The following is a 22,810-nucleotide window of genomic DNA, read 5'->3' as shown; positions in this document are numbered from 1 at the left end:
TTAAATAAACTCTAACAAACAAATTTGTCAGAGTTTATTTAAAGTTCTAATTTATTTATAATTTAGATTTTTTTACTAATCGTGACCATTTCCATTAGTAGTATTATTTAAATCTATATTACTAGTTCCCTTATCTGGATCAACCATAAATTTATATTTAGGATCTTTTTTAAGTAATTCTGCTTTAAAATATTGCTCATAAACTGCTTTTGCAACTGGAGTAACATAACCACCATGACCTCCATCAAAAACCACTGCGCAAACAGCTATTTCAGGTTTGTCATAGGGAGCAAACCCAATATAATATCCGAAGGAAGTCCTTCCGAGAGCTGTTTGAGTAACCTCATTAAAAGTAGCGGAACCTGTCTTCCCTCCATTTTGTATAGGAAAATCTTTAAATACCCCATATGCTGTACCTTGAGGATCACTAGTAACTTCTAACATACCCTCTTTAATTATATTAGTTGTATTCTCACTTATACCAGTTTTTTCTAAAACTACAGGCTTAGTTTGCTTAATTACATTTCCATCCGCATCTAAAGTTTTATCAACCAAATGCAGTTCATATCTATTTCCTCCATTTACCAGGGTAGATACATAATTTGCTAACTGCAGTGGGGTAAAAGAATCAAACCCCTGACCTATAGCTGCATAGTATGCATTAGCTGCAGTATTAATTTCAGTATTACAATCACTTATTTCTGAATTTATAGTTTCAGACATTGCTTTGATATCTTTATCTGTATAATTATTACCTTTTAATGCTGAGGAACCTTCAATGAGCTCCTTTATCATATTTGAATTAATAGAATCTACCTTGTCTTTTTTCATTTTTTCCTTAATTATAGCAAGATACTTACGTTTGTTTTCATTTTCTTTTTTTATTTCATCTATTTCTTTAGTAGTGCCACTTTCAGCTTTTGGTTCAATATCAAGAGGTTTAAATTTTACTCCTCCATTATTTATTCCGCTTTGTAAAAGTTTCACTAGATTACTTATATGAATATTAGCTAATATTTCTTTACTAGATTCATAATTATATACCTGTCCAAAGTTTTCTGGAATCTCTATACCTGTAGCAGGTTTTTTATTACTGTTCGGATCTATTCCAAGACCAAATTTCCATGCATATTTTGCTAGTAAGTCTAATCCAGCTTTGTTTTCACCAGCCTTTTCAAAAAGTTTATCAGCCACATCATAAAAGTAAAAATTACAAGATTCTCTCATTGCCTTTTGAATATTTACCATTCCATGCCCATAACCATGCTCGTTATATATCCAACATGCAGCTGTAACGCTTTCATAACGGTGATTGTATGGTCCATTATCATTTACTTGACTGTCCTTGGTTATAACGCCTTCATCTAGCCCAGCAATAGCTGTCACTGGTTTAAATGTGGAACCAGGTGGTATTAGAGATTTAGTTGCATAATTGAAAGTTGCTTTGGGGAAAATATCATTATTATCCTTCCTAATTGTAGTATTCCCTTTTACACTTTTATCTATCGGGAACATATAATCAAGTACTATTTTCTCTCTTTCTTCTTTGGATTTTGACATATCACTATCGGTTAGTACCCCTTTAATATCTGCAAGCCCTCTTTTTTTAATATAATCTAGTCCAATTTTCTCTGTGACTGGACCTAACAACTCATCATATTGAGCACTAGTTAACCCTTGCCTAAACATATTAGGATCATACCCAGGTCTACTTGCAAGTGCTAATATCTTGCCCGTCTTAACTTCAATTACCACCGCCGCGCCTCTGGTTGCATTTGTTGTATCAACAGCTTGAGATATGTCCTTCCCTTTTTTTTGTAGATGGAGCATCACAGCATCTAAAGATTTCTCTGCAGCATATTGCATATTTTTATCTATATTAAGCTGCACTGTTTGTCCAGGATAAGTTGCAATCTCACCTAAAGTATTAACTTTACGCCCTTGTTTATTAACTGTTATACTTTCTTGTCCTTTAGTTCCCTTTAAAACATCTTCAAAAGCTGATTCAATTCCTGACGTACCTATAGAATCCGTACTTATATCATAACCTTTTTCTTCATACTTAGATGAATCCCAAGGATTTATCTTAGAAATATAACCTAGGAAAGCTGAACCTAGATCCTTATTAGGATAGACTCTAACAGGCTGAGTCATAACACTAATACCAGGAATTTCAGGTTGCATTTGTTCAAAAATAAATGCAACGTCCTTAGATAAATCGTTAGCGATAACTACTGGCTTATATCCAGAAAGGCTCTGAATTTTTATATTGTCCTTAACTACCATATACCGTCTGAGCTCTTCTTTGCTTTTAGAATCCTTGATTTCGTCCAGCTTATAATCCACTATTAGTTGATTATACACTTCTTCTGGCGTAATCTTTAAAAGTTCTTCATCAACTTTTTTAAGTTGATCAGCGGTTAAATCATCTTTCTTTTTACCCTTATAGAGTTTTTTAATAACTGTCTCATCAAACCCTCTATCTTTTTTAAATCTAAGTTCCATCCAATCTTGTGATGTTTTATCTGAGGTTTTAAATTCAAAACTATACTCTACATCTTTTTTATCCTCACTAGTCTTTACTTTAAGTGCAAACTCATCTACCTGAGTTTGCTTGTTATCATCAAGAATTTTAAATACCTTATCAATAGTTGGCAAGAATTTTTCTTCACTCTCTTTTGTTTTAGTAAATGTCACTATATAACTTTGCTTGCTTGTAGCGAGTTTCGCACCATTTCTATCTATTATCTCACCTCTTGGTGCTACTTTAGATATTATCTTATGATTTTGTTGATTTGCAGTTTCCATATACACCCGGCCATTGATTACCTGTATATTCACTAATTTGAAAATAATAACTGAGAACATCAAAATCATAATTACAATTAAAGCATTAAATCTAGAAAATTTATTATTATTTTTATTTTTCTTTCTCACTTTTGCACCAACCTTTTAAAAATCATATAAATGTACTGCATCAAAATTTCCACTCTTTCTTCATATATTCTTTTTGTGAAAGTTTATATACAAATTTATACATAAAAATAGAAACTATTAGATTATATATTCCATGATATAATACTACCCCCATATGTGTATATTGCTTTATCAAAAACAATATAGAAAATACTATTAACCCTTTTACTAAACTTAACACAAAAGTTGAAACTATTGGCAAAAACGGTTTTTCAACAAATATATTTTTACCTATGTTTGCAGCTATAGCACACATAAGCATATTACTTAGCATATTGATTCCAAATCCATTTAAGAAATAGATGTCCTGCAGTGCGCCGGTAAAAACTCCAATTATTACTGCGTCTTTTGGCGAACTAACAATCGAATAACACAGTGCAAAAGTAAATATTAAACTTGGATATGTACCGTTTATTTTGAGTAAAGGCATCAACGTATTATCTAATATTAGGAATAGAATACATAACCATACTACTGTTAATATTCTCTTCATACTACAACTCCTAATATATTATTTCACCATCTTTTATATGTTTTGGTACCACAATAAAAACTTCTTCAATTTTTGAAAAGTCAACATATGGCTCGATTATAGCACTTTTCATTACTTCACCTTTATCCTCATGAACACTTAGCACTTTTCCAATTCTAATTTTAGCTGGATATTTGCCAGCGAGACCAGATGTTACTATTATATCGTCTTTTTTTATACTTGAATCTACAGATAGATGCTGTATTTCGGCTAGTAATTTATTGTTTTCATCTTTATATCCTTTAACCATACCATTATTATCTCTTGTCCTTTGAACAAGACCTGCCACTGCAATATTTTCATTAGATAAACATTGAACGGTGGCCCAATCATCAGCAACAGATGTAACCTGACCTACGAGCCCGTCTCCAGTCATGGCTATCATATTTTTTTTTATGCCTTTATTTGTGCCTTTATTTATTATAAAGCCATCTGAAAAACTATTTCCACTTAATCCTCTTATTTCAGCACCTACATAGTTGTATTCATCTCTTTGCGTTGAAAAATTAAGCATTTTTCTTAACCTCTCATTCTCTTTTATTGCAGTATCATATTCTAATGCTTTAACTTGTAACTCGCTATTAGTTTTTAGAAGTTTTTCATTTTGCGCTTTAATATTTGACAAGTTTGTTATAAATTTAAAAGAACCCTTTATTTTATGAAACCCACCATAAAATATACCCTGCACTGAATTTATCGTTACACCCACACCATTCTCCACGAAAGATATTTTTTCTCGATTTGCACTATATCCTATTAAAGATAAAAATGTAACTGACAGTATTATAATAACTACTGCCAGTTTATTTTTTAAAAATCCCATATTTATCTTCTTTTACTCATGACGTCTATATTAACGAGAGCTTTTCCTGCTCCTATGGCAACACAATCAAGTGGATTTTCAGCTATGTGTACAGGCATATGCGTTTCGTGATTTATAAGTGTATCTATTCCTTTTAATAACGCTCCGCCTCCAGTTAACATAATTCCTTTTTCCATAATATCTGACGCAAGCTCTGGTGGGGTTTTTTCAAGGGTTGTTATTATTGCCTCAATTATTGCTTGAACTGGCTCACTAAGTGCTTCTCTTACTTCCTTTTGCGTTACTTCGATCACTTTGGGTAATCCAGTTATCAAATCTCTTCCTGTTATTTCCATACTCATATCATCATCTTCTAGCTCGTATACTGATCCAAGCTCTGTTTTAATATTTTCCGCAGTTCTCTCACCTATCATAAGGCTGTACTGTTTTTTAACAAAGGCTATTATTGATTGATCTAACTTGTCCCCTGCCACTCTTAGAGACTTGCTTGTTACAATTCCACCTAATGAAATTATTGCCACTTCCGTAGTTCCGCCCCCAATATCCACTATCATACTTCCGGTTGGTTCATTTACAGGAAGTCCAGCTCCAATTGCTGCAGCCATCGGTTCTTCCATTAAATATGCTTCTCTTGCACCTGCTCTTTTAGTTGCTTCCTCAATTGCTCTCTTTTCAACCTCAGTTACACCAGACGGAAATCCGACTACAATTCTTGGACTTGTAAGACCTTTTGAACTAATTTTATTTATAAAGTGTCTAAGCATTTTTTCAGTAATCTCAAAATCTGCAATTACTCCATCCTGCATAGGTCTAATGGCAACAATGTTACCGGGTGTTCTACCTATCATCTGTTTAGCTTCTTCACCAACGGCTAATACCTTATTAGTATTTACATTTATAGCTACAACAGAAGGTTCTCTTAGTACAATTCCTTTCCCCTTCAAGTAAATTAATGTATTTGCTGTTCCTAAATCTATTCCCATATCTCGAGTTGTTCCAAATATTCCCATTATAATTTCTCCCTTCGTATCTAAAGTATTCCTTTTTCTTTTAAACTCGTATAAGTTCCATTCCCAATAATTATATGATCAAGCACTTCTATCCCTAGTAATTTACCACATTCTTGAAGTCTTATAGTAATGTTTACATCTTCCTTGCTAGGAGTTGGATCTCCAGACGGATGATTGTGACAAATAACCACGGAAGCACTACATCTTTTAATAGCTTCGTAAAACACTTCTCTTGGATGAACTATCGAAGTGTTTAAATTACCAATTGAGATATCCTTTATACTTATAATGACATTCTTTGTGTTTAGCATAACTAATTTAAGATATTCTTTTTTTAAATATCTCATTTCCTCCATAAGATATTCTGCAACATCTTTTGGGGAAGTAATTTTGTACTCTTCTCCTGATTTAAAACTTCTAAATCTTTTTGAAATTTCTGTAAGTGCTAAAAGTTGTGTTGCTTTAGCATTTCCAACACCCTTTAAATTCATAAATTCTTCTGCACTTGAACTTAGAAGTCCATTTAGTCCGCCACACTCAGAAATTATTCTATCACAAAGACTTATAATATTTTCATTTTTTGATCCTATTCTAAGTATTATAGCTAATAGCTCATTGTTGGATAAAGTTTCAGCACCGTATCTTAACAATTTTTCCCTTGGCCTTTCATTTTGAGGCAAATCCATGATTTTGCACGTCATACCCATAAACAACTCCTTTATAGATTGACCCCCATCTCCCTTAACATAAAATATAATTTATTTACCGGTAGCCCCACCACACTATAGTAACAGCCCTTTATTTCTTCAACAAATAGAGATGCTGCTCCTTGTATTCCATAAGCTCCAGCCTTATCAAGTGACTCGCCCTTTTCTATGTAATTGTTTATTTCTATTAAAGACAATTTTGAAAATTTTACTTCCGTACAAACATACTCAGTACTAATCTCTTGAGTTTCGGTGTTTATTACTGCAATTCCTGTATATACCTCATGTGTATTATCACTTAAATCACTAATCATTTGAAAAGCTTGCTTGTTATTTTTAGGTTTTCCAAGCACTTTGCCTTTGAAATAAACAATAGTATCACACCCTATTATAACAGCTGGTTTTTTAACGCTACTACAAACAGCTACAGCCTTTCCTTTTGCTAAGGCCATAACGTAGTCTCCACAATTCGCAGAAAATAATACGTCACTCTCTTCAAAGTCACTTACTATTACCTTGAAATTGCTAGTTATTTTTTTTAAAAGTTCCACCCTACGCAAAGATGCAGAAGCTAGAATAATATCCACTACATCACTCCTAATATTTTCTATATAATATTATTGCCAAAACAATGCCTATAATAGACATTATATTAATATTAAAATTTATACCGAAAGTTACTGCTAATACTTTAAAATCTATAAGCATAGGAGTATTCATTCCTATGGTGTATGTACTCTTTAAAAATTTGAGTGCGCTTACGTTATCTCCTAATAGTTCACCTATAAAACTTCCAGAAATAGCTCCAATCAGTATAAAAAAAATAAAATACGGATTTCTTCCTTCTGCACTTTTCAAATCGTACCCCCCACTTTACTTATATCCTATACATTTTAACATTTAATAAATTCATACACAAGTGTATAAATTTAATATTCAAAAAAAGTTTATAATTGTAATTTATTTAGTTGCAAAAATATCCACTAGCATTTAGATAAAAAAATACAAATAGATTCAAATAATCTATTTGTATTTTTAATGATTTAATTCCACATCATTCTACTTCTTTAATATTTTCTTTATATATTTATAGATGTAGATATACCCCTCCTCTGTTTTTTCCTTTTTTAATTCCGCTGGCATTGCAGTTAAATATGATTTCATTTCTGTCATGGTACTATAATTTTTACTTTTTTCTTCCGCACCCTTTAAAGAACCTATCCATTTTTTTAATTCTACAGTTTTAATTGATTTAGTATCTTTTTCTGAAAGTTTATTTAATATTTTAAGATCAGCACTTATCATTTCATTGGTTTGTGCACTTGTTGAATCCTTTCCACTCAATTGAAAATTAATTTTAGTATACATTATTTTTTTTGCATCAAGTTGTTTAATAATATTACCAATCCCATCTTTAGGATAAACACCAACCAAGACTTTATATAATTTATCTTCTTCAAGAATAAATGGTGTACTAAACTCCATTAAACTTTTTTTCAAAATTAAAGCATTTTCCTTCGCGCTAAAAACGCCACATTGTATTGCTACATAATCTTTAATATTAGTTTGAGGAATCTCTTTAGAAACATCTACGCTCTCTTTGTTCACTTTACTATCTTGATTTACTTTACTGTCTTTTACTACATCCGTTTTAGTAGTTTTATCACCTGTACCCGTTTTTACGTTATTATTAGGTATTAGCTTGGACAACATTGTGCCCAAGGCAATGGCTGCTATCAAAGTTAATGTAATTACAATCATAAAATTATTATTTTTCCTAGGCGTCTTATAATTATATCTAGTATATCTCACTTTATCATCCCCTAATTTAATAAATCTTTAAACATCTTTTAAAAAATAACTAGTAACTTGTAGTCTATTTTTTTAGATGCCTTATTTAAAATACTATTATTTTAAAATTGATTTTAGAATAAAAAAAATATATATATATTAAATTGTTTTTTTTAGAATTATTATATCCTTGTCTTCGCTATTTATCTTAAAAAAATTGCTTGTTACCCTACTTTCTTCAAAGTTATTGCGTTTCCAAAATTCCACCATTGCATTATTATTAGATGAAACAAAAGTATAGAAATCACACATTCCATAATTTTCATGTAAATGCTTTGAAAACTCATTAATAATTATGTTTGATATATCAGCATCATATAGTCTAATTTCTATTAAATAACACATAATCCATACTTCATTTGGATTTTTAAATTCTATTCTACCTTTTATAATACCTATAAGTTCACTACCATGTAACACTTTAAGAAAGTATTCCCCTTCACTCACATAACACTCTAAATATCTTTCATAAAATTCCTTAATATCATAATTTAACCTTGCCTCTATATTAAAATCTTGCTGTTTATTAGTCCAATTTTTAATTTTTAAAATATCCCCTTTTTCTACATTCATAATGCTAACATCATCAAATTTAATATCTATATTAAACATAATTACACCTCTTCAATTTACTCCTCTTTAACATTTTATGCCTCTTTAATAATTAAATTCTACGTTACTTTTAAATCCCCTTCAAAAAAAATTATATTAGCACTTCTATATTTTTATTTTTTTGTCAAATCATTACAAATCAAATAACCCTATAAGTTTTTATAGGGTTCTAGATGAATTTTGTTTTTCTTTATGTTAAATGATTACTATTTTTTATTCATCTCTGTACATAAGTGTTACTCTAACGATTCTTCTAACTATTTCTTTTGCTTCTAAATATGGTATCCCACACCTATTTAACCTCCTAAATATGGCTGGGTTATACCTCTCAATTCTTCTTACAATGGACTCAACATCATTGTATTGGGGATTAGGTCTATCAAATGGGGATCTATCTTGATAATTATCCAATTGTCTTAAATCTTCATCCCCCTGCTCAAAACCTTTCATAGATACATCTCCATACGTCATACCCATTGGATTGGACCCATTCATGAACATGTCTTCATTAAATTGGTTCATTCCCATAATCGAATTAATCCCCATATTTGGATTTACATCCTGCATATCTCCCATTTGCATTCCCATGTTTGGGTTCATACCCACATTTGGGTTCATGCCCATATTCGGCATCATATTCATTTGCCCATATCCATACATCATAGGTTCTAGTGGAACCATTTCATATTCTTCCTTCATGTCTATATCTTCAATATTTCTGTCCTCTAGTTTCATAACCGCCCTCCCTATTTATAACTTAATACATTAACAATTTATGCTAGAGGCCGTGTTTTGATACTAATTTTATGACAATATGCAAAAAAAAATAAAGAGGATGTAATTACACCCTCTTTATAGCGCTCACTTTTTATAGCGCCTCTACTTTAATCCTCTTACAGGCTTTCTCATGTTACTATCACCATTTATAGTAACTGGATTATTTTCTTTATTTTTGAGTGGTTTCTCCTGTTTTTCATTAGAATTATTGTTTTTGTTTTTCATAAATAACACCTCTTTCAGATGTTAGTTTTTCCATATTTCTTAAAAAAATTCACTTTTCATAGGTTTTTATCTTACCAATTAAATCATCACCCGCGGTACTGCAATATTAACAACTTCTGAAGGAAAGTCGTTAAAAAAAAGAGGTATTTCTACCTCTTTTTTAAAGTAATATAATTTTTTGGTGCGACAGACGGGACTTGAACCCGTATGGTCTCCCACACGTCCCTTAAACGTGCGCGTCTGCCATTCCGCCACTATCGCAAATTTTGTTTATTTAATATAAAGGATCAAATCTTATAGTCATATGTATTTTAAAACTTGTAACTACAAGATTGATTATATATTATTCTAGTATAAATTGTCAATAGTTTTTTCTGTTTTTATTTGATTTCATCACCATATAATTTCAAATAAATATTATAATTTGTTTTTACCTTTTTAACATATTTATCTGTTTCCCCGAAAGGTATTACATTTAATGTTTTTCCATCGCTAGAGTATTCTTTATCATTAAGCCATTTTTGTACATTTCCACGTCCACCATTGTAAGCTGCCAACACCAAGTCTATATTTCCATTAAATTCAGTGTTTAAATTATTAATATACCAACATCCCATAGCAATATTAATTTCACTTTCATATAATTTTTCCACATCAAAATCTTTTAATTTCATATTTTCTGCAATCCACAATGCAGTATCAGGCATTATCTGCATAAGCCCATAGGCACCTTTTGGAGAAACAGCGTTTCCATCAAAATTACTTTCTGCCCTAATTACAGCTGCAACCAAACAAGGATCCACATTATACCTTTGCGAATACTTAACTATTTGATTTCCATATTTTATAGGGTAAAAGCTTTTGAAAATGCTTTTAATGTTAATCACTATAATAACCAAAAAAATTAAGATTAAGATTTTTATAATTTTTTTAAATTTCATCACTTCACTCCTAACCTTTCTAACTTCCTAATAATCAAATCTAGTTGTAACTTTGTATTTTCAATACTCCCGCCATTATCAATAACAAAATCTGCAAATTTTTTCTTTTCATCTATTGGCATTTGAGCTCTTATTCTATCCCATGTTTCGTCTATTTTTAAAGCATCTCGATTCATAACCCTTTGTACTTGAATGTCACTACTCACCCACACTAAAATAGTTACATCCATACTAGTATGAAAATTGTTTTCTATTAAAGTAGGTGCATCTAAAAAGCAAAATTGCCAATTGCCTTCTTCGTACATTTTTATTCTGTCTTGTATTTCTTTTTTTATAAACGGCATCATTATACTTTCAAGCTTTTTTCTGCGATTATCACCCTTAAATATATAGTTTCCAAACTCTTTCCTATTAATATTACCTTCACTGTCAAAAAACTCATACCCGAATTCCCCTTTAATTCTACTTATCATCTCAGGATATATTATAAAAACCTCTCTAGCTACAATGTCTGCATCAACAACCGGAAGACCCTTCTCTATTAGCATATTAGTTATTGTGCTCTTTCCACTACCGATTCCACCTGTTATCCCAACCCTTAGCGTTTTCAACTATTTTGCCTCATACCAAGTTTCTCCAATGCTTATTTCTACTTCTAGTGGAACTGAAAGTTTAACTACATTTTCCATCTGTTCCTTAACCAAATACTCAACTTGCTTAAGCTCATCCTTATATACATTTAGTATTAATTCATCGTGTACTTGGAGAATTAAAGTGCTCTTTAATCCCTCCTGCTTTAATTTATCAAATACATTTATCATAGCAAGTTTAATAATATCTGCTGCACTTCCTTGTATCGGTGTATTCATAGCAAGCCTTTTACCAAAGGACTTCACAATTTTGTTTGTTGAATTTATTTCATAGATAAATCTTCTTCTATTCATTATTGTAGTAACACTATTATTTTTCTCAGCTTCAACCACTATATCCTCCATGTATTTTTTAACATTTGGATATCTTTCAAAATATGTTTCTATGTATGCTTTAGCTTCTTTTCTAGATATATTTAAGTCTTTTGCTAAGCTAAATTCTCCAATGCCATATACTATTCCAAAGTTTACAGCTTTTGCATTACTTCTCATAAGCGCCGTAACTTCTCCTATCGGTACATTAAATACCTCTGAAGCAGTTTTAGTATGAATATCACAATGTTTAATGAAAGCCTCAATTAAATTTTCATCCCCTGCTATATGAGCTAATACTCTAAGCTCTATCTGTGAATAATCCGCAGATAAAATAACACACTGATCATTGTGTGGTATGAATACTTTTCTTATAGCTCTACCCATTTCATGTCTTATAGGGATATTTTGCAAATTAGGTTCAGTACTTGATAGTCTTCCTGTTGTTGTAACTGTTTGTGTAAAGTTTGAATGTATTCTACAATCTGTATCAATTACTGCTTGTAGACCCTCTATATAAGTAGAAAAAATCTTTGTTAACTGTCTATACCTTGTAATTTCTGTGATAATGGGATGCTTATCTGCTAGCGCCTCTAAAACCTCAGCATTAGTTGAATATCCCGTTTTTGTTTTCTTTATAACAGGTAAATCTAACTTTTCAAATAATATCTTGCCTAGTTGCTTTGGAGATTTAATATTAAATTCTTCTCCAGATAAAACAAAAATAGTGCTTTCCATTTCTTTTATATCTTGAGCGAATTTTATGCCAAGTTCCTCTAATCTATCCTTGTCTATTGTAAATCCTTCTGCCTCCATATATGATATAGCTTCTGTTAATGGTTGCTCCACATCATATAGCAGTTCTTCCATTTTGTACTCTTCAATCTTCTTTTCTAAGATTTCATAAAGCTCTTTTAGTAATGCTACTTTATTAATCTCTCTTTCATGACCCTCGCCTATAATACAGATTCTAAGAATTTTATCTATAAGAGTTTCCAGGCTATACTCCTTTTTAGCTGAATCGAGCAAATAAGCCCCCAGTTCTGTATCAAATTTTACCCCTTGTAACTTAATGCCTTTTTTATTAAGTGCAGTGTAAGCATTCTTTACGCCGTGACTTACCTTTTTAATATCATTACTCTCAAGTATAGTTTTCAAATAACTTATAGTTTTTTCTTCATCTTCATTAAATAAATCAGTAACCATAATCAAATAGTTTTTTCCCTTATAATTAAAATATATGTTATTTACGCTAATTTTAGAAAACACACTAGAATCTTCAATATCAAAAGTTATATAAATAGTCTCTTTAATTTCACTAATAACTTCCAGAAGCTTCGACAATTTATCTATTACCGTAAAATCCGCAGAAAATGTTTCTTCGATTGAATCCTCATCATCTGGTATTTTCCCTATTAAAGATTTAAATTGTAATTTGTAGAATAAATCTTTTACAGCCCGTACATCATATTTTTCTTTTGATTTAATTGAACTTAATTCCATTTCCATAGGCACACATGTAATAATAGTAGCTAATTTTTTACTGAAAATAGCCTGTTCACTATAAGCAGTTAAATTTTCCACAAGTTTTTTACCACTAATCTTATCAATATTCATAAGAAGGTTTTCTATACTCTTATACTCTTTAATTAGCTTATAAGCAGTTTTTTCACCAATTCCTGGTACACCTGGAATATTATCAGAAGCGTCCCCCATTAGCCCTTTTACATCTATAAATTCTGTAGGAGTTACTCCAAACTCTTCTATTATTCGATTTCTATCATATATTTCCTTTTGTGACATTCCCTTTTTGTTTATTACAACTTTAACATTATCTGTGGCAAGCTGGAGTGCATCTCTGTCTCCTGTTATTATAAAAACTTCAAGTCCTTGTTTTTCTGCAAATACAGATAATGTTCCTATTAAATCATCTGCTTCAAAGCCATCTAATTCAAAAATATCTATAGCCATTTTCTCTAAAAGTTCCCTAACTAGAGAAAACTGATCGCGGAGCTCATCAGGCATTTTTTTTCTACCTGCCTTATAATCTTTATATTCTTCATGACGAAAAGTAGGCGCCTTCCTATCAAATGTTGTAACAATATAATCTGGCTCAAACTCTTCCTTCATCTTTAAAAGCATATTTGTAAAACCATAAACTGCATTAGTGTATATGCCATCCGAATTTGTTAGGGCTGGTAATGCATAAAAAGCTCTATACATAAGACTATGGCCATCTAAAATTAATAGTCTTTCCTTAGACATTGTAAATCCCTTCTTTCTAGTATGTTTATATATTGTGCTATATTCTACATTATAATATACTTCGTCAATAAAAACATCAACGATTTAAATAAAATGAAGGCAGATACAAATGTACCTGCCGCCAAAATTATTTTTTCTTATCGATAACAGTTACGTCGCAGGTCGCCTTATACCCTCCATCTAGTGAAGTAACCGTCACTTTAGCCTTTCCGGTAGATATTCCAATTACTGAAATACTCTTTCCATTTTTCTCAATAATTTTTATTATCGAACTGTCACATTTCCAAATTACATCCTTAATATCTGAATTTCCCGGTCCAACTAAAGCTGTTAATTTTTCATTTTTGCCTACTTTTATAATTATATCCTTTTTATTTATTCTAACTTTATTAACCGGCTTACTTACAACAGCAACAGTACATTCGTCCTTGTAATTCCCGTCATCGGTTGTAGCACTTATTTTAGCTAACCCAATTTTATGTCCTGTAACCTTTCCATTATCATCAACTGACGCCACTAAAGTATCACTTGATTTCCACGATACTTTTTTATTTGTTGCATTGCCAGGTAGTAATGTTGCCTCTAAGGTTTCACTCATCTTAGGGCCAATGCTAAAATAAGCTTTTTCAAGTGATATTCCAGTCACCGGAACCTCTTGCTTTATTGATGATGATAATATCTTCCAATTTCTTGCTGAAGATGGTGTTATAGTCTTATTATCTTTAACATATTTCATCATTAAACTTCTAACCTGACCATCATCACCTAGAGCCTTAGCTGAATTATAAGTAACTAAAGATGTATCAACGCTACTTATTCCAGCAGCAGCCATGAATCCTCCGCCGCCGTTGTATCTATAGTTGTTTATTGCAACTGTAAATACATCTGAATCCTTAATCACTCTTCCATTAAACTTTAAGTTCTTAATTCTGTTTCCAGATATCATTTTTTTAGTAACTGAATCAATTGCTCCTGCTGGCTCTGTTAAGTCGATGTCATAACTTGCTCCGTACAATTGATCCAAGTTATAATCTGCAATATTAAGATCTGCGTCCTTAACTATTGGATCTGTTGAACCTGATGTTCGTTTGTAGTATCTTACTGTATATTCCATCCAATCTTTTATTTGTTTTCCATTCATCTTCACTCCATAAAGAAAATTCTCGTATACATATACGCCCATAATATCTTTAATAGTAATATCACCCTTTGGAATATATGATGATAAACTTAGTGGAGCTGCTATTGAGAGTTGTGTTCCAGCTGCACCAGCTTGAACTTTGTTTATTAACTCCATTATTTCAGTTGGTTCAGTAATTTGCTTATTGCCTTTATATTCTCCCTTAGATTGTCCAAGTATTGTTGAAGTATATTCTAAAGTTTTAGCTTGATATGGTGCAATTAAAGCTGTTATATCATGATCTTCAGCGATAGTGTCCATAGCTACATTTTTAGTAGTTAATCCTGTAACAATTCCTGCAGCATTAACCGCTATATCAATTTGTGAAACGTTTTGTGCCCATTTACCTGGTTCTAATATTGGAACCACTTTGCCTTCTGGATTTTTTAAATTGATGTCATTTAAAGTACTATGCGCATGTCCTGCAACTATAGCATCTATCCCACTTACTTGAGTAGCCAATGCCTTAGCTTGATTTTCCGGAATAATATCTGCTACTCCTTCTTCTCCAGTATGTGCAGCTACTATTATTACATCTGCTCCATCTGCCTTTACTACTGGAACCCATTTTTTAGCTTCGTCTACTAAATCATTAAAATGTAATCCATCATAATGAGCTGGATCCTCCCAACTAGATATAGTTTTTGTTGTAAGTCCAAGTACCGCTACGCTAATTGTTTTGCCATTAACTACAAAAGACTTCATAGTATATGGTTTAACAAAATTTTTATTATCAGCTTTGTAAGTATTAGCAGATAACACGTCGATACCTTGATCCTTCGCATCATCCTTAATTCTATTTAATACTTCAAGTCCATAGTTAAATTCGTGATTCCCTAGAATCCAGCTGTCATATCCCATTGCTCCCATAACTGCTGACATTGGATAAGTTGTGGTTTTATCTATCATATTATAGTAATAAGCAAGTGGAGTTCCTTGAATAGTGTCTCCATTATCTATTAACATAACATTTGGATTAGTTGCTCTTAAGCCCTTAACATAAGTTGAAACCTTTGCGAGTCCCTGTCCTTTTGAAGGCGCTGCATTTGTTCCATAATCAAAGTTTAGAACATTTCCGTGTACATCTGAAGTTGCTACTACTGAGATAGTTGCTTCAGTATCTACATCTTTCATTTGATTGTCTATTCTATTTTTCATTACAACTGTCATCTTGCCCTTATCTCTAACATCAGCATTTAAAGCGTCTCTTACATTTTCATGCGAATCTACTAAACTAGCTACTATCTCAGGTGCTAAGAATCCTGTAAATGTGTCCCCTCCAGTAGCAACAAAATCTGGTGCATTTACTTTTAGTGTGTCTGTATCCTTAACAACTGTGCCATTGCTTTCTCTTATCATGCTAAGGACCTTTTGACCTGGTATTTCTGGTGTTGTGACTGTCCCATTTGCATCTACTACAGCTGGTTTATACGACGGTTTTGAAGAATCATATACAAATTTAACTCCAGAAATTTGTATTCCTTTGCCATCATTTTGAACAGCTTGTTCAAAAATGAATTTTAGCTGTGCCCCCGTCATGATTGTAGTACAAATCGTATTATCAAATGGCATTATATTAAATATTGTTCCAACAGTTATATCGCCTGATGGAATTGGACTTAATCTAATCCCTCCGTTATTCACCATTCCCACCTCTGCTGGTGATTTTGAATAGTTCTTTACAACATCTGCCATCCAATTTCCAAGTTGAGATTCTCCATAAGGTGAGTCAACTTGGCTCTTAGTTAAAGCATTGTCATTAGTTCCAATTACTTCATTAAATATTGGAAGTAATGACGTACTTGCATCATCAACAATTTTCTTACAATCTGGGTCTGTCGCTGATGTAGTTGTCACTGTAAGTCCTTTCCAGTTTGAACCTTTAGGTGAGAAACCTACTATTTTGTTTGTAGAGTCTACAGTAATCTTTAAATTTATAAAACCTTTACCAGTAGCCGCTGCTATTAATGTAGGTACGTCCAACCCATCTGCATCTTTGTTTACAACATCACCAATACTATGTGTATGTCCACCAAATACCGCATCTACGCCATGTAATTTATTAACCATAGTATTAAGCGATGAACCACCATCATGTACATCTGCTAGTACTATATCAGCTAGATTTCCATCTCTGATTTCCTTTGCAACTATATTAATTTCTGTAGCTGGGTCCCTAAAATCAAAAGGATCTACTAAAGCTGGCATAATTATACCTGGAGCTTCCTTAAGTATTGCTCCTATTACTGCTATTTTAACACCATCCTTAGTAATTATCTTATAAGGCTGATATGGTCTATTGCTTGTCCCTTTTTTATACATATTAGCACAAACAATGTTGTAATTTGCACCAATCATAGTTTCAGTATTAATTATATCAAGTCCCCAATCAAACTCATGATTGCCTAAAGCTGTAACTTCCATTCCCATATTTGATAACACCTTTTGAACTGGAACTCCTCTTAGTACATTAGAGGTGGGTGTTCCTTGATATAGATCTCCTCCACCAATGATAAGTGTTCTTCCAGGATTTGCAGTTTTCACGTCTTTAACTACTTTTGCTAATGCAGCTCCTACAGGTTTTGTATTAGTTGAATCCAAAAGTTGTCCATGAAAATCTGTAATTTCTACTATATCAAATGTTTTATTTGTAGCATTAACTGGAGCTACTGATGGAGACGTTACTTGTCCAATTCCTAGAGTAAATGCATTTGGTTCCAAGCTCTTTCTGGCAACGGTTACATTTGTCGATGTATCAATTCCAGCCGCCTCTACAATTTTAGTTCCAATAACACCGTTAAAATTAAATAATATTAATGCTAACGATAGTATCCAGCTAAGTATTCTTTTCTGTTTCTTTCTAAGCAATGAAATCCCTCCTTATTTTGTTATTCCTCCTTTTAGACTTTTAAATAAAATCTAAAAATTAATGTTTAATATATACAACTTACTTTTGATTTTAGCATTATGTGGCTATTAATTCAATATATTACTTCTATTATAAATAGTTTTATTTATGTAATTTTATTTCAACACATTAATACTTAACATAAAACCTTTATCTATTAAGATATAAAATTTATTAATAAAAATATACTATAACTATTGCATTAATTATAAATATATGTTAGAATTCATATTGTCAGACATGCCGAAGTGGTGGAACTGGCAGACGCGCTGGACTCAAAATCCAGAGGTAGCAATACCGTGCGGGTTCGATTCCCGCCTTCGGCACCATAAGGCTTTCAAGTATTTCTTGAAAGTCTTTTTTTATGCCTAAAATGGCAAAAAGGTGACACAAAATTTTTATTCGTGGATTAGCTTTGCTATGCCCATATTTAAGTCTTTTATATTTAAAATAAATTTCTTTCAAAGAAATAAAAACTGTATTGGAATTTCCCAATACAGTTTTTATTTTTTATTTCTGATATTTTATTCTTTCTGTTTCATAAAGATTATTGCCTTTGGTGTCTATTATAACCACAGCCGGAAAATCCACTACCGTCAGTTTACGAACGGCTTCTGGACCCAAATCTTCAAAAGCAATAATTTCGCATTCTTTTATTGTATTAGCAATAAGAGCTCCAGCTCCTCCTATTGCAGCAAAATAAATTGCGCCATTTTTTTGCATTGAATCTACTACAGTTTGACTTCTAAGCCCTTTCCCAATCATTCCAGTAAGACCTAGTTCAAGCAATGGAACAGTCAAATCATCCATTCTATAACTAGTAGTTGGACCAGCAGAACCTATTACATTTCCAGGTTTAGTTGGAGCAGGTCCCACATAGTATATAATGGCATCTTTAGGATCAAAAGGTAACTCATCCCCATTATTAATTGCGTCTACTAGTCTCTGATGAGCTGCATCTCTACCTGTATACATGGTTCCTGATATTAAAACACTATCTCCCGATTTTAAATCCTTCAACTTCTCCTGTGTTAAAGGAGTAGATATATGTTTGATTTCCATCTTTTCCCCTCCCTATATAATTGTTACTGCATGTCTTGCCACATGACAGTTAATATTTACTGCCACAGGTAATCCAGCAATATGTGTTGCAAAAGCTTCCACATTTACAGCAAGGGCTGTGGTATTTCCCCCTAGTCCTTGAGGTCCTATGCCTAGTGCATTAATTTGTTCTAGTAAAGTTAATTCAATTTCTTTTAAATGCTCTGTTTCATTATGGCTACCAATATCTCTTGTTAAGGCCTTCTTGGCAAGATACATTGCCTTATCAGATGTGCCACCAATTCCAACACCTACAACAATAGGTGGACATGGATTTGGACCTGCAAGTGAAACGGCTTCTACAACAAAATCAAGTACACCTGCTAAACCATCTGATGGTTTAAGCATTTTTAATCTACTCATATTCTCACTGCCAAAACCTTTTGGGGCTATAGTTACTTTGACTTTATCCCCTGGTACAATATCATAATATATCACAGCCGGAGTATTATCCCCTGTATTTTTTCGTTTTAAAGGATCTTCTACAACAGATTTTCTTAAAAATCCCTCTTTATATCCACGTCGTACACCTTCGTTAATGGCATCTGTAATATTTCCGCCGATTAACTGAACTTCTTGACCTACTTCTACAAATACTACAGCCATACCTGTATCCTGACAAATTGGTACTTGATCAGTTTTTGCAATTTCAGCATTTTTCAACAAATTGGCTATAATATCTCTTCCTACCGGAGATGTTTCTTCCTTTTGGAATTTATGAAAGGCATCTAATACGTCTTCTCCCACATAAAAATTAGTCTTTATACTCATATCTTTTAAAGCATTTTCAATTTCTTTTACATCTACTTTACGCATGAATCCACAACTCCTTCCAAATATTTTTCTTGTAAAAGCTGTTCAAAAATTTTGAACAGCTTTTATTATTATTATTATATTCTAGCTACTCCAGATTTTCTAGCAGCTTCCATAACAGCTTCAGCTACGGCTTTTGCAACTCTTGGATCAAATGGTAGTGGAATAACATAGTCTTCATTTAAATCTTCATCACTCACAAGCTCCGCTAAAGCATTTGCTGCGGCAATCTTCATCTCATTATTGATATCACTTGCTCTAACATCTAATGTACCTCTAAATATTCCTGGGAATGCTAATAGGTTGTTTATTTGATTTGGAAAATCTGATCTTCCAGTACCAACAACTCTTGCACCGGCTTCTTTTGCTAAAGATGGTAAAATTTCAGGTACTGGATTAGCCATAGCAAATAGTATAGAATCTTTCGCCATAGTCTTTACCATATCTTGGCTTACTTGGTTAGCATCCGATACTCCTATGAACACGTCTGCTCCAACAATAACTTCCTTTAATGTACCACGTACTTTTTCTTTATTTGTAATCGTTGCCATCAAAGTTTTTTCTCCACCTAAATTTTCTCTTCCTTCATAGATGGCACCTTTTCTATCACAAAGAATAACATTTTTTGCTCCCATACTCATTAATAATTTTGCACAAGCAATACCTGCAGCTCCTGAACCGTTTACTACAACTTTAACATCCTGCATATTCTTCTTTACTAATTTTAGAGCATTAATTACACCAGAAGCAACAACAATAGCTGTTCCATGTTGATCATCGTGGAAAATTGGGATATCACATACTTCTTTTAGTTTCCTTTCGATTTCAAAACATCTAGGTCCACTTATATCCTCTAAATTAATACCACCAAAACTACCTTGAAGTAAACTAACCGTTCTTACAATTTCATCAACATCTTTAGTTTTTAGACATAAAGGAAAAGCATCAACATCTCCAAATGCTTTGAATAGTACACATTTACCTTCCATTACTGGCATTGCAGCCTCTGGTCCTATATCACCTAAACCTAAAACGGCAGTACCATCTGTTATAACTCCTACAAGGTTCCATCTTCTTGTAAGCTCATATGATAAATCTATATTTTTTGAAATTTCAAGACAAGGCTCTGCAACCCCCGGTGTATAAGCTATTGAAAGATCTTCCTTAGTTTTTACTGGCACTGCAGAAATCACCTCAATTTTACCTCTCCATTGTCTATGTAATTTCATTGCTTCTTCTTTAATATTCATATTTTTCATTCTCCTTTTTTGTTTTATTCTTATTATGACAATAACTATTTTAATATTTCCTACCGACATAACCCAATATAATTTTATGAAGAATTCAACATGCTAATTATGTATTTTACTGTTCATATCACCACCTTTAAATCTACTACGTCAATTGATTTTATAAATATTAACTCTATTTTTGTTACGAAAAATAAATACTCTTATTCATAGTAAAAATCAAACTAAATAATATTATTTATCATTTTCTCTTCCATGGGTATAATGGGGCAGTAGTACAGGAGAAATCTTGTCTGTATTCACACCGTTTTCCTCAAGGTTTTTGTGGTATTCTTTAACATGGTCAAGGCTCAGTTCTTTTACTTTAACCACTTTGCACTTTTCACCTGCATGGAACCCTGTCCTACGTCCGAAAACAATAATATCTAATAGTGAATTACCCATCAATCTGTTTCTACCGTGTATCCCTCCTGAAGCTTCTCCTGCCACATAAAGGTTTTCTACCTTGGTTTGACCGTTTTCATCAATTAAAAGTCCTCCGTTTTGGTAATGAAGGGTAGGATATACGAGAATTGGCTCTTTTCTCATATCAATACCAAATTTTTGATACATCCTCAGCATGGCAGGAAGTCTTTTCTCAATCGTTCCTTCCCCATTGATGATTTCGATTAAAGGAGTATCCAACCATACACCCTTTACCCCTAAAGGTGTCTCAATACCATTATTTCTTACATGACATTCTCTAATGATTGCAGATGTTTCCACATCTCTTGTTTCAAGATGATAAGTAAATTGCTCACCATGGATATTTAGAGGTGTTGCCCCTAAACTACGGACCTTCTCCGTAACAAGTGCCCCAAAAATTTGAGAAGGGTATGCTACCCCAGTAGGGTGATACTGCACAGCATCTGCGAAGACAAGTTCTGCTCCGGCTCTGTATCCCAAAACAAGTCCATCCGCTGTTGCACCATAATGATTTGATGTTGGAAAACCCTGATAGTGAAGTCTTCCAGCACCTCCCGTGGTTATAATAACTGTTTTAGCCCTTGCGATTAAATATTCCTCTGTTTCAAGATTGAATAATACGGCTCCAGCAGCTTTACCATCCTTGTCTAATAGGATCTCCACAGCAGGTGAAAATTCCACCACTTCAATCCCTTTGTTAATCACTTCATCCCTAAGCACACGCATGATCTCAGCTCCCGAATAGTCGGCAGCGGCGTGCATCCTCTTTCTCGAGGTTCCACCTCCGTGGGTAGTAACCATTGTGCCATCCTCTTCTTTATCAAACATTACCCCAAGGTCATTTAACCATTTGATTGCTTCCGGAGCATCCTTTACAAGGGCATTAACAAGTTCCTTTTTGTTAGTAAAGTGTCCGCCACCCATTACATCCATGTAGTGTTTCGCAGGAGAATCTTCTGGCTTATCAGCAGCCTGGATCCCCCCTTCGGCCATCATCGTATTAGCGTCGCCAAAACGTAATTTTGTGGTAATCAATACATTGGCGCCTTTTTTATGGGCCTCTAGGGCTGCCGATGCTCCAGCTCCTCCCCCACCTATTATCAACACATCTACGTCATAGTTTACTTTAGTTAAATCCATGTCCAGATCTTGAAGTCTACTTTTAGCTTCAATAATATCCGCTAACTCTAGGGGAACCTTTGATCCTTTGTTTGGCCCTAAACTTAGATTTTTGAATTCATTATCTCTATAATCAGGATAATTTTCCTTTAATATATCTTCCTTTTCTTGGGGACTCATTCTTGGAAACTGAACTCCTAATCTTTGGGAACGGGTGGCCTCCACCTTCTTTATTAGCCCCCTCATTTCTGCTGTATACATTTAAATACCTCCCTGGTAATACTATATTTTTA

General features: G+C 32.9%; 19 protein-coding genes and 2 tRNA genes. 1 reads left to right on the top strand and 20 read right to left on the bottom strand.

Annotated elements, in window-relative coordinates; translation table 11 throughout:
- Positions 1-75: 75 nt before the first annotated feature.
- The 16 genes from ACWJJ2_RS00820 to ACWJJ2_RS00745 all read right to left on the bottom strand — a co-directional run bounded on the left by ACWJJ2_RS00820 (position 76) and on the right by ACWJJ2_RS00745 (position 17,729).
- Positions 76-2,937 carry a penicillin-binding transpeptidase domain-containing protein gene (locus ACWJJ2_RS00820; RefSeq protein WP_268064112.1) on the bottom strand — a complete coding sequence of 954 codons (2,862 nt, stop codon included), beginning with the start codon at positions 2,935-2,937 and terminating at the stop codon, positions 76-78.
- A 40-nt stretch (positions 2,938-2,977) separates the two neighbouring features.
- Positions 2,978-3,469, bottom strand: a complete 492-nt coding sequence (gene mreD / locus ACWJJ2_RS00815; RefSeq protein WP_165412877.1) for a rod shape-determining protein MreD — start codon at positions 3,467-3,469, stop codon at positions 2,978-2,980.
- Positions 3,470-3,479: 10 nt separating this feature from the next.
- A complete protein-coding gene (gene mreC / locus ACWJJ2_RS00810; protein WP_216301768.1) occupies positions 3,480-4,331 on the bottom strand; it encodes a rod shape-determining protein MreC in 852 nt (283 codons plus the stop codon).
- A 2-nt stretch (positions 4,332-4,333) separates the two neighbouring features.
- Positions 4,334-5,341 (bottom strand): rod shape-determining protein, encoded by a 1,008-nt coding sequence (locus tag ACWJJ2_RS00805; RefSeq protein WP_216301767.1) that lies wholly within the window; start codon positions 5,339-5,341, stop codon positions 4,334-4,336.
- A gap of 20 nt (positions 5,342-5,361) precedes the next feature.
- Positions 5,362-6,048, bottom strand: a complete 687-nt coding sequence (gene radC / locus ACWJJ2_RS00800) for a RadC family protein (RefSeq protein WP_165412874.1) — start codon at positions 6,046-6,048, stop codon at positions 5,362-5,364.
- Positions 6,049-6,059: 11 nt separating this feature from the next.
- Positions 6,060-6,635, bottom strand: a complete 576-nt coding sequence (locus ACWJJ2_RS00795; RefSeq protein ID WP_216301766.1) for a Maf-like protein — start codon at positions 6,633-6,635, stop codon at positions 6,060-6,062.
- Between the two features lie 10 nt (positions 6,636-6,645).
- Positions 6,646-6,906: a DUF4321 domain-containing protein gene (locus ACWJJ2_RS00790; protein ID WP_165412872.1), complete on the bottom strand. Its 261-nt coding sequence runs from the start codon at positions 6,904-6,906 to the stop codon at positions 6,646-6,648.
- 201 nt (positions 6,907-7,107) lie between these two features.
- The gene (locus tag ACWJJ2_RS00785) at positions 7,108-7,860 is read right to left on the bottom strand and encodes an SPOR domain-containing protein (RefSeq protein WP_216301765.1); all 753 of its coding nucleotides are present in this window, start codon (positions 7,858-7,860) and stop codon (positions 7,108-7,110) included.
- 138 nt (positions 7,861-7,998) lie between these two features.
- On the bottom strand, positions 7,999-8,511 hold the full coding sequence (locus ACWJJ2_RS00780) for a GNAT family N-acetyltransferase (RefSeq protein WP_216301764.1): 513 nt from the start codon (positions 8,509-8,511) through the stop codon (positions 7,999-8,001).
- 213 nt (positions 8,512-8,724) lie between these two features.
- A complete protein-coding gene (locus ACWJJ2_RS00775) occupies positions 8,725-9,246 on the bottom strand; it encodes a hypothetical protein (protein ID WP_165412869.1) in 522 nt (173 codons plus the stop codon).
- 144 nt (positions 9,247-9,390) lie between these two features.
- Positions 9,391-9,513: a hypothetical protein gene (locus ACWJJ2_RS00770; RefSeq protein WP_258280648.1), complete on the bottom strand. Its 123-nt coding sequence runs from the start codon at positions 9,511-9,513 to the stop codon at positions 9,391-9,393.
- A gap of 179 nt (positions 9,514-9,692) precedes the next feature.
- Positions 9,693-9,774 (bottom strand) — tRNA-Leu (locus ACWJJ2_RS00765).
- A 119-nt stretch (positions 9,775-9,893) separates the two neighbouring features.
- Positions 9,894-10,454: a lytic transglycosylase domain-containing protein gene (locus ACWJJ2_RS00760; RefSeq protein WP_216301763.1), complete on the bottom strand. Its 561-nt coding sequence runs from the start codon at positions 10,452-10,454 to the stop codon at positions 9,894-9,896.
- On the bottom strand, positions 10,454-11,065 hold the full coding sequence (coaE, locus tag ACWJJ2_RS00755; protein WP_462953729.1) for a dephospho-CoA kinase: 612 nt from the start codon (positions 11,063-11,065) through the stop codon (positions 10,454-10,456). Before coaE ends, ACWJJ2_RS00760 begins: the two co-directional genes overlap by 1 nt.
- Positions 11,066-13,681: a DNA polymerase I gene (polA, locus tag ACWJJ2_RS00750; RefSeq protein ID WP_216301761.1), complete on the bottom strand. Its 2,616-nt coding sequence runs from the start codon at positions 13,679-13,681 to the stop codon at positions 11,066-11,068.
- A gap of 127 nt (positions 13,682-13,808) precedes the next feature.
- Complete coding sequence (locus tag ACWJJ2_RS00745) at positions 13,809-17,729, bottom strand: 5'-nucleotidase C-terminal domain-containing protein (RefSeq protein ID WP_462953728.1); 3,921 nt, start codon at positions 17,727-17,729, stop codon at positions 13,809-13,811.
- A 282-nt stretch (positions 17,730-18,011) separates the two neighbouring features.
- Here ACWJJ2_RS00745 and ACWJJ2_RS00740 point away from each other — a divergent pair.
- Positions 18,012-18,098 (top strand) — tRNA-Leu (locus ACWJJ2_RS00740).
- Between the two features lie 181 nt (positions 18,099-18,279).
- Here the strand turns inward: ACWJJ2_RS00740 and ACWJJ2_RS00735 are convergent.
- The 4 genes from ACWJJ2_RS00735 to ACWJJ2_RS00720 all read right to left on the bottom strand — a co-directional run bounded on the left by ACWJJ2_RS00735 (position 18,280) and on the right by ACWJJ2_RS00720 (position 22,778).
- The gene (locus tag ACWJJ2_RS00735; protein ID WP_165412864.1) at positions 18,280-18,831 is read right to left on the bottom strand and encodes a Fe-S-containing hydro-lyase; all 552 of its coding nucleotides are present in this window, start codon (positions 18,829-18,831) and stop codon (positions 18,280-18,282) included.
- Between the two features lie 12 nt (positions 18,832-18,843).
- Positions 18,844-19,686 (bottom strand): fumarate hydratase, encoded by an 843-nt coding sequence (locus ACWJJ2_RS00730; protein ID WP_220285977.1) that lies wholly within the window; start codon positions 19,684-19,686, stop codon positions 18,844-18,846.
- Between the two features lie 74 nt (positions 19,687-19,760).
- Positions 19,761-20,933: an NAD(P)-dependent malic enzyme gene (locus ACWJJ2_RS00725; RefSeq protein ID WP_220285978.1), complete on the bottom strand. Its 1,173-nt coding sequence runs from the start codon at positions 20,931-20,933 to the stop codon at positions 19,761-19,763.
- Between the two features lie 234 nt (positions 20,934-21,167).
- Positions 21,168-22,778, bottom strand: a complete 1,611-nt coding sequence (locus tag ACWJJ2_RS00720; protein ID WP_216301757.1) for an FAD-dependent oxidoreductase — start codon at positions 22,776-22,778, stop codon at positions 21,168-21,170.
- Between the last annotated feature and the right edge of the window lie 32 nt (positions 22,779-22,810).

It is taken from the genome of Clostridium sp. CM039 (genome assembly GCF_055081075.1).
The sequence above is the reverse complement of the archived record's forward strand: the minus strand, read 5'-3'. Positions and strand labels throughout refer to the sequence as shown.